The organism is Pseudanabaena sp. 'Roaring Creek' (assembly GCF_001402795.1).
Classification (GTDB): domain Bacteria; phylum Cyanobacteriota; class Cyanobacteriia; order Pseudanabaenales; family Pseudanabaenaceae; genus Pseudanabaena.
This window is the reverse complement of the sequence record NZ_LIRE01000492.1, coordinates 1-2,017: the sequence shown is the minus strand read 5'-3', so window position 1 is coordinate 2,017 and position 2,017 is coordinate 1. Positions and strand designations below refer to the sequence as shown.

Annotated in this window: 1 protein-coding gene; it reads left to right on the top strand. The window is 45.7% G+C overall.

Features of this window, described 5'->3' with window-relative positions; genetic code table 11:
- The first annotated feature begins 194 nt into the window (after positions 1-194).
- Positions 195-1,847 (top strand): mechanosensitive ion channel family protein, encoded by a 1,653-nt coding sequence (locus AC805_RS15400; RefSeq protein WP_197278742.1) that lies wholly within the window; start codon positions 195-197, stop codon positions 1,845-1,847.
- Positions 1,848-2,017 lie beyond the last annotated feature (170 nt).

Sequence of the window (2,017 nt, the reverse complement as noted above, 5' to 3'; positions counted from 1 at the left end):
CTTACACCGAGGGCTGAGCGAAGTCGAAGCCCGTCTACAAGTTATTTAAAACGACTATACGAATTACCCATTACCCATTACCCATTACCCATTACCCATTACCCATGCCTCATCGTTCTATCCAAATAAAAATCCACCCTTGGAAAATTTGGGGAAAACGGCTTTTTTTCGCTATTTTGTCGATTTTATCGATTTTGATAGTTACCTCACTCCCCTCTATTAATAGCCGTCTTGATCGCAGTCAAATTGCTTGGGGGCAATCTGAATTTTTAAAGCTAAATTGGTTAACCCGTGAAAAGGCGATCGATGTTGCTAGTGTCGATCGGGCTGTCGTTCGGCTTGATGGCTATCCCTTATTTGCCCTAGCTTCTCCGACGGTCAATCAAAGATTTCCTGTCGAACAGCGTGTTCAGGGAATTGAAAATGAATTGAGCCATGTTGCCAATAGCAAATTCGATCCTGAGACTTTGCAGGTGACCGCCAACATCGATCGCCAGAGCGATCAACCCATAATCGCCATTAACGATCGCTATCTCATGACTGTGACGACAATGGATGCCCAACTGCAAGGACGCGATCCTCAAGGCTGGGCGAATCAACTGACCGAAATCCTGCGGGACGCTCTCATTCGCGCTCGGCAGGAACGTCAACCTCAGTTTTTGATCGAACGAGGGGGAATTGCTTTGGGGATTTTATTGGCGACGATTGTGGCTATTAGGGTAATTAGCCATTGGCTCAAGCGTTTAAAGCTCAAGCAAGAAACCATTGAAGCTCAACTCGAACATACCGCCTCCCCATACCTTGATTCTGTGGCAGTTACCGACTTAGCTCAACAGCTAAAACAAAGACAAAAGGCTAATCTCTGCGACCTGCAACGACGAATTCTAGAGCTTGGCTACTTAGGGGTTTTAGGGGTTTCTAGTTTTACGATTTTAGGCTTGGTTCCCTACACAAGGGGTTTTCAGTCTTTCTTGTTATCTACGCCTTTGCAAATTTTAGCGATCGTCTTAGGGACTTACCTATTAATTCGGATTAGCAATCTCCTGATCGAGCGTTTTTCGGGATTTCTAAAGGCTAAGGACTTTGCCATGCTCAAACCCTATCAGCGCTTGGATCTACGGGTATCGACGGTATCGCAGGTTCTAAGAAATGTTACCGCTATTATCTTAGTGGGCTTGGGAACTTTGGCAATTCTCTCCACGATTGGGTTTGATTTAATTCCGCTCTTAGCGGGTGCGGGGATCGTCGGTATTGCTATTTCCTTTGCGGCGCAGGGATTGATTAAAGATATAATCAATGGCTTCCTGATTATTCTCGAAGATCAATATGCGGTCGGCGATGTCATTATTGTCGGAAAACTAGGGGGCTTGGTTGAGAATATGAATCTTCGCATCACCCAAGTTCGCAATAACGAGGGGCAACTCATTACCATTCCGAATAGTGCGATCGCGATCGTGCAGAACCTTTCTAAAGACTGGGCAAGGGTCGATCTGACGATTCGAGTTGCCTACGATACCGATCCCGATCTGGCGCTGAATGTCCTTCGCCAATTATCCCAAGAAATTTATCAAGAATATATTTGGCGTACCAAAATCCTCGAACCACCCGAAGTCTTGGGGATCGATGACTTAGAGCATTCTGGGATGTTAATTCGTACTTGGATTAAGACCCAACCCCTTCAGCAATGGTCGGTCGCAAGGGAATTCCGTCGTCGCCTCAAGATCGCTATGGAAAAGGAGGGAATTGCGATCGGTGTACCGCAACAGTCTGTGGTATCAAGCGATCTAGATATAAATCTCAATCCTTTAGAAATACAAGTTCCCCCAGATGAATCAACACCAACCTAGGTTATACGAATTCCCAAAAGTGTGGCTATACTTTTGGGAGTTAAAACCCAAATCCATTAAGGGACTTGCTAGTAATTAAAGTACCTGTGGCTTCGACTCCGCTCAGCCAACCTTAGCTGAGCGGAGTCGAAGCTAGATAACTGAGTGGGACATTTTTTATCCGCAAGAGC